Here is a 7265-nt window from a genome sequence, read left to right as displayed (position 1 = left end):
CACCACCTTCGCTGACCGCATGCCCGCGGCCAGCACCCACCAGTAACGAAACCGCCACTTACACCGTTAATCGGACGCTCCCCGGCAGAGAGGCGGCCGAACCGAGTGCCGGTCGACTTCTGGTGGGTTTCTGTGCCACTGCGGGTATTGCACAGGTCCGGGGCATCGATGGTCCGGACGGGGGAGGTGGGTGACAGCCGGTGTTCGCGGTGGATCTTGATCATTTCTTCACACTGTCTTGCTCGTGGCTCGACATGCCGCCTGGAGGCTTGGCGGCATGACGACGAATGAATCCTCATCCCTGGCTCGTGGGTCCCTCGCATTCCTGGGAATTGCCAGCGTGGCCGCGGTCGGGCTGGCCCTGGCCGTGCCCGACCTGACTGCTGGCTCGGGCATGGCTGGCATGGCGATGACCCACTACATGGAACTTCTCGCGGTGCGGCAACCGTGGAACCTGCTGTTGTTCATGGCCCTCCCGGTCATCCTGGCCGAGACCTTGGCGATCACGGAACTGGTCATGCTGCTGGGGCGCCGCAATGACCGGCCCGCAGCCCCGTGGGTGGCGAGGCTCAGTCGGGCTGCTGGCCTGCTCGCCGGTCCCGTGTGGGTCTTCATCGGGACGCACCTGATGGTCCACGCGGTGGTGCCCTTGACCATGAATGGGGGATGGCGCGGCCCGGCTGATGTCATCGCGGTCCTCAGCTACCTGGTCGGTGGCCTGCCCATGCTCGTGATCAGTCTCCTCGAGGCGGGGGTCCTGGGCCGCAGTAGTGAGAACCGTCTGCGGATGCACGTGGCGATGGTGGCGGCCTTCCTCGTGGTGGCCCACGTGGCGATGATCTTCGGGATGGTCGATCCGGCAGTCCTGGGAGGTGACACGTCGTCGAGCGTCATGACCCATGACATGGGTGGCATGTCCGGCATGAACCACGACATGGGCAGCATGAACCACAACATGTCCCCGTCCTCGCAACCGACGAGGTGACGCCTGCTGGGTCTCGTGGTGAGGTGGAGCCATGAGCGATGTGGCGCGCACTTCGGTGCTGGTGGTCGACGACGAACCGGTGCTGGCCGGCACGGTGAAGAACTACCTGGAACGGGCCGGCATGGCCGCAGACACCTGTGCAGACGGGAACGAGGCGGTGTCGCGGATCCGGGAGGAGCAGCCGGATGTCGTCATCCTCGACCTCGGCCTTCCGGGCCTCGACGGAGTGGAGGTCTGTCGCAAGGTGCGCACCTTCAGCGACTGCTACGTCGTGATGCTGACCGCGCGAGCTGACGAGGTGGACATGCTCATCGGGTTGTCCGTGGGCGCGGATGACTACCTCACCAAGCCCTTCAGCCCGCGCGAACTCGTCGCACGCGTCCAGGTGATGCTGCGTCGCCCGAGATCCACGGCTTCGGCATCCGTCGCCCGCAGGATCGGGGAACTGGTGGTGCATCCCGACTCGCGCGAGGCTTTCATGGATGGTGTGGCGGTGGACCTGACACGCACCGAGTTCGACCTGCTGAAGGCGCTGTCCGCGCATCCCGGACGTGTGTTGAGCCGGCGTCAGCTCACGGACATGGTCTGGGGCGAGGACTGGGTCGGCGACGACCATCTGGTCGATGTCCACGTGGCACACCTTCGCAAGAAGCTGGGTGAGGAGGCCGCCGATCCCCGCTACGTGCTGACTGTGCGGGGCGTGGGCTACCGGATGGGCCGAGGCTGATGGGAGGACGGCCATCAGAGCTGTGGCCCGGGTTGTCGTGGGGTCGACGGCTGGTGTGGACCCAGTTCGCCGTCCTGGTCACCATGAGCGTCACGCTGGTCCTGACCGCCCTGGAGATGGGCCCGCCGTTGTTCAAGAAGCACATGGCCGAGGCCGGGCACACCCAGCCCATGGTGCTGGACCATGCCGAGCGTGCCTTCCATGACGCCGGTGCGGCCTCCCTGGGATTGGGGCTTGCCGCCGCGATGATGATCGCGGCGGTGACGTCATGGGTGCTGAACCGCAGCCTCATCCGAGGGCTGGATGCCCTGGCCGAGGGGGCTGAGAGGGTCGCGCACGGCAACTACGACGACCCCGTGCGCATGCCGCCACTGGGGCGCGAACTCGAATCCGTGGCCCATGAGTTCAACCGGATGGCGGCCCAGATCGCGGCCACGGAGGCCACCCGACGACGCATGTTGACCGATCTTGGCCATGAGCTGCGCACGCCCCTGTCCGTGACGCAGGTGACGCTCGAGAGCCTCCAGGACGGAGTCGCCGTGTATGGGCCGGAGGTCCTTGAGGTCCTCCAACGCCAGAACGAGCGCATCACGGCGCTGGCGGCCGACATCTCCGAGGTCTCCAGGGCAGAGGAGGGGCGGATCCCCTTGGAACTACGGCTGACCCGCATCGATGACCTGGTGGAATCGGCGGTCACCTCGTGTGCGAAAGCCTGTGCCGAGGCAGGTATCCAGCTGGTGACCCGTGGCAACTGCCCCGTGGAGGTGGATGTCGACCCTGCACGCATCGGCCAGGTCCTGGACAACCTGCTGCGCAACGCCGTCCAGCACACGCCACGCGGGGGTGAGGTATGTGTGACGAGCTGGTCTGACACGGACTCGGTGTCCATCCAGGTCAGCGACACCGGCGCAGGCATACCCTCCGGTGAGGTGCCCCACGTCTTCGAACGCTTCTTCCACCAAGGATCACGCAGGGTCCGTGACGTCGACGGCGGAACCGGAGTCGGCCTGACCATCGCCAGAGCCGTCGCCCGGGCACATGGGGGCGACGTGCTGGCGGCCAGTCCGGGGGTGGGCTGCGGTGCGTCGTTCACCCTGGTGCTGCCACGAAGTCTTGATCGAATCTCCACACTTCCCTGACCCGGTCACAATGCGGGGCGGGAAGAGTCGTGGGCATGAACACGATCACTCGCCGACAGGCCTTGCTCGCCGGCCTCGGCCTGGCATCCACCAGCGCCCTGGCTGCATGCGGCGCCAAGCAGCCCTCCCCGGCCAGCACCACCCCGGCCACATGGGCCATCCCGACCCAGACACCACTCGCCACCCCGGCCGGGGCGACGACCGTCACCCACACCCTGACCCCGCGCCCTGTCACCTTGGACCTGGGCGGTGTCCTGGCCAAGACCTGGGCCTACACCGACGAACTCGACGGGAACGTCCTGCGCGGCAAGGCGGGCGACCTGTTCCGGGTCACGGTCGACAACCAGCTCCCCACAGCCACCTCGGTGCACTGGCACGGCATTGCCCTGCGCAACGCCTCCGACGGTGTGCCTGGTGTCACTCAGGACCCCATCGCCGTCAAGAGTGCCTTCACCTACGAGTTCGTCGCACCCCATGCCGGAACCTACTTCTTCCATCCCCACAGCGGAGTCCAGATCGACCGGGGGCTGTACGCTCCCCTCGTGCTGGACGACCCACGCGATCCGGGCGACCACGACGCGGAATGGGTCCTGGTCCTGGATGACTGGACCGATGGGGTTGGCAAGTCACCGGATGCGATCTTCGCCGACTTCAAGGCCAACAGCGGCCCCCTGTCCCAAGGAATGAACCACGACATGGGAGGCATGGACCACGGCAGTTCCCCCTTGGGCGATGCCGGAGACGTGAGCTACCCGCACTACGTCGTCAACGGCCGGATCCCGGCCGCACCGCGCACCCTCACGGCACGCCCCGGGGACAAGGTCCGGCTACGGCTCATCAATGCCGGAGCCGACACGATCTTCAAGGTCGGCCTGTCCGGGCACCGACTCACCATCACCCACGCCGACGGTTTCGCCGTGCAGCCGGTCGAGGCGACGGCCATCTACCTCGCCATGGGAGAAAGGATCGACGCCACCGTCACCGTCGGCGACGGCGTCTTCGTGCTGCAGGCCGCCCCCGAGGGCAAGACCGGTACTCCCGCCCGCGCCATCGTCAAGACCGGTGCCGGAAGCATTCCGCCGGCCACCACCCGAATCCCCGAACTCGGAGGAAAGGCTGCCCTGGGCACCGCCCTGCGCGCCGCCGACGCAGCCAAGCTGCCCGACAAGGAACCGGAGCAGACCCTCGAGGTCCAGCTCAACGGCCAGATGAAGCCCTACGCCTGGGGCATCAACGGCAAGAAGTTCGGTGAGGACACACCCCTGTCCATCAGCCCGGGGCAGCGGGTCCGGATGCGGATGACGAACATGACGATGATGGCCCACCCGATGCACATCCACGGCCACACTTGGTCCCTGCCGGGCAGCAACGGACTGCGCAAGGACACCGTGCTGCTGCTGCCCATGCAGACCATCGAGGCCGACCTGCAGGCCGACAACCCGGGAGCCTGGATGCTGCACTGCCACAACATCTACCACGCCGAGATTGGCATGATGACCAGCCTGCGCTACTGACCCCAGCCCACGCCGATGCGGTTCCCGCGTCACCCCGGGAACCGCACCGCCGCATGCCCGCACATGCCTCCGACGTCTTGGTCAAACCTTCATCATTTGCCCCGGTCCAGCTTCATGGACGCTCGACAGTCTGGATGGTGACGGCAGCCAGCCACACACGACGAAGGAGACCACCATGTACACAAGCCCCACCCAGCTCAACCGCAGTGACAGCGACGCTCCCCGCCCCGCCGCCTACCCGGTACTCGAGCCCGTGCAGCACCGGCACGACCCGAAGATGACAGGCCACGGCAAGAGCCACCACTGGATGCACCTGCTGATGTGTGCCCCGATGCTGCTCATCGTGGCCGGATACCTGTGGACAGGTCGTGCCAGCCTCGCCGCAGGCGGCGTCATGGCCGCCGTCATCCCCGCCCTCGGCTGCGTAGTGATGATGTGGCTCATGATGCGGATGATGAACCACGGGGCCGATCACCACTGAGCCAAGAACCTCGCACCACGCGCCCACCAGCACCACAGAGCACCACCACTCAACGGACGAGGAAGACCATGACCAGCCCTACCCCACCCGACGAGCCCATCACGGCTGAAGGGGACTCCTTCACCTGCCCCATGCACCCCGAGGTCACCAGTGACCACCCTGGCCGCTGCCCCAAGTGCGGCATGTTCCTCCAACCGGACGGACAGCCCCCCGCGCCAGCAGCACACCAGCACACCCACCCCGGGCAGACTGCTGCCCACCAAGAGCACGGCGGGCAAAGCGCCCCGCCATCACAGGCCGACACCGGCCCACGCGATGGCGGATGGACCTGCCCCATGCACCCCGAGATCCGGCAGGATGGGCCGGGCGAGTGCCCGATCTGTGGCATGGCGCTCGAACCGGTCTCGGTGGGCGTCCACGACGGACCCAACCCAGAGCTGGCAGACATGCGCCGCCGTCTCCGCGTGGCAGCCGTGCTCAGCCTGCCCCTGGTGGTGCTGGCGATGGTCCCGGCCCTGGCCGTCGGGGCGTGGGTGCCCTGGGTCGAACTCGCGCTGTCCACCCCCGTGGTGTGGTGGGCCGGGTGGCCATTCTTCGCACGTGGCGCCCGATCAGTGGCCAGCCGGCACCTCAACATGTTCACCCTCGTCAGCCTCGGTGTGGGTGCCGCGTGGTTCTACAGTGTGGTCGCCGTCCTGGCCCCGGGGATCTTTCCGGCCATCATGCGTGATGACGGTGGCCGGGTCGGCGTCTACTTCGAGGCCGCCGCCGTGATCATCACCCTGGTGCTGCTGGGGCAGGTACTCGAACTGCGGGCACGCGACCAGACCTCGGGTGCCATCCGCGCCCTGCTGGACCTGTCGCCAGCCACCGCGCACCGCATCAACCCCGACGGAGAAGAAGAGGAAGTGCCATCCGCGGACCTGCAGGTCGGCGACCATTGCCGGGTCCGCCCCGGTGAGAAGATCCCAGCAGACGGCATCGTGGTCGACGGCCACGCCTACGTCGACGAATCCATGATCACCGGCGAGCCGGTACCTGTTGACAAGAACCCCGGCGACCGTGTGATCGGCGGCACCATCACCAGCGGCGGCAGCCTGGTCATCGAGGCCACCGGCCTGGGCGCCGACTCGACCCTGGCCCGCATCGTCGACCTCGTGTCCCAGGCGCAACGTTCCCAAGCCCCCATCCAAGGGCTCGTCGACAAGATCTCCGCTGTGTTCGTGCCGGTCGTGATCGGCATCGCACTGATCACCTTCGCCGTCTGGGCCACGGTCGGGCCACAGCCCCGGCTACCGTTCGCGATCGTTGCTGCAGTGTCCGTGCTCATCATCGCCTGCCCTTGCGCGCTTGGCCTTGCCACACCCATGTCCATCATGGTCGGGGTTGGTCGCGGAGCCCGCGATGGCGTCCTGGTCAAGAACGCCGAAGCACTCGAACGACTGCAGAAGATCGACACCCTGGTGGTCGACAAGACCGGGACCCTGACCCAGGGCCATCCCAGCCTCGTCGACCAGAAGGTCGTCGCCGGCCACCACGCCGAGATCGTGCTGGCCATGGCGGCCGCTGTCGAGTCCGGGTCCGAACATCCCTTGGCCCGCGCGATCGTCGACGCGGCGCGAGAACGCGACGTCACCGTACCGACCGCCACTGCATTCACCGCCCGCCCGGGTGGCGGCGTCGAAGCATTGGTCGACGGTCACCAGGTCATGGTCGGCAGCCCTGCCTTCCTCACGACCCAGCATGCCGACACGACCCCCCTGACCGACGACATCGACGCCTTCCGTCGCCAAGGAGCCACTGCCGTCATCGTGACTGTCGATGGTCAGCCTGCAAGCATCCTGGCCATCGCCGACCCACTCAAGCCCACCACCGCCCAGGCCATCGACGACCTACGTCACCGTGGCATGCGGATCGTGATGCTGACCGGGGACAACGCCACCACCGCCCACGCCATCGCCGACGAGCTCCACATCGACGAGGTGATCGCGGACGTGCTTCCGGATCAGAAGCATGGGCACGTCCAGCGGTTCCAGGAGCAAGGTCACACGGTCGCGATGGCCGGTGACGGCGTCAACGACGCCCCTGCCCTGGCCGGGGCGGACGTTGGCGTCGCCATGGGCACCGGGACCGACGTCGCCATCGAGAGCGCAGACGTGACCCTCCTCGGCGGCGACCTCGCAGCCCTGGTCAAGGCCCGCGACCTGTCCGTCGACACTATGCGCAACATCAAGCAGAACCTGCTGTTCGCATTCATCTACAACGTCATCGGCATTCCGATCGCCGCGGGAGTGCTCTACCCCGCCTTCGGCTGGCTGTTGTCCCCGATGATCGCCGCAGCCGCCATGGCCCTCAGTTCGGTGAGCGTCATCACCAACTCCCTGCGCCTGCGCCGACACCACTGACATGAACTGCCCCC

The 7265-nt window shown here is 67.1% G+C and carries 6 protein-coding genes; all 6 read left to right on the top strand.

Going from position 1 to position 7265, the window contains the following annotated elements; all coding sequences use genetic code 11:
* Positions 1 to 277 precede the first annotated feature (277 nt).
* The 6 genes from ACYVKA_RS15385 to ACYVKA_RS15360 all read left to right on the top strand — a co-directional run bounded on the left by ACYVKA_RS15385 (position 278) and on the right by ACYVKA_RS15360 (position 7251).
* On the top strand, positions 278 to 985 hold the full coding sequence (locus tag ACYVKA_RS15385) for a DUF6803 family protein (RefSeq protein ID WP_027586302.1): 708 nt from the start codon (positions 278 to 280) through the stop codon (positions 983 to 985).
* Between the two features lie 31 nt (positions 986 to 1016).
* Positions 1017 to 1712: a response regulator gene (locus ACYVKA_RS15380; RefSeq protein ID WP_460706755.1), complete on the top strand. Its 696-nt coding sequence runs from the start codon at positions 1017 to 1019 to the stop codon at positions 1710 to 1712.
* A 53-nt stretch (positions 1713 to 1765) separates the two neighbouring features.
* Positions 1766 to 2851 (top strand): sensor histidine kinase, encoded by a 1086-nt coding sequence (locus tag ACYVKA_RS15375; RefSeq protein ID WP_460706753.1) that lies wholly within the window; start codon positions 1766 to 1768, stop codon positions 2849 to 2851.
* Positions 2852 to 2886: 35 nt separating this feature from the next.
* Positions 2887 to 4365 carry a multicopper oxidase family protein gene (locus ACYVKA_RS15370; protein WP_460706751.1) on the top strand — a complete coding sequence of 493 codons (1479 nt, stop codon included), beginning with the start codon at positions 2887 to 2889 and terminating at the stop codon, positions 4363 to 4365.
* Between the two features lie 175 nt (positions 4366 to 4540).
* Positions 4541 to 4846: a hypothetical protein gene (locus ACYVKA_RS15365; RefSeq protein ID WP_460706749.1), complete on the top strand. Its 306-nt coding sequence runs from the start codon at positions 4541 to 4543 to the stop codon at positions 4844 to 4846.
* Between the two features lie 68 nt (positions 4847 to 4914).
* Entirely contained in the window at positions 4915 to 7251 is a 2337-nt protein-coding gene (locus tag ACYVKA_RS15360) for a copper-transporting P-type ATPase (RefSeq protein WP_460706747.1), read from the top strand.
* Positions 7252 to 7265: the final 14 nt, after the last annotated feature.

This window comes from Luteococcus sediminum (genome assembly GCF_054783495.1).
The sequence above is the reverse complement of the archived record's forward strand: the minus strand, read 5'-3'. Positions and strand labels throughout refer to the sequence as shown.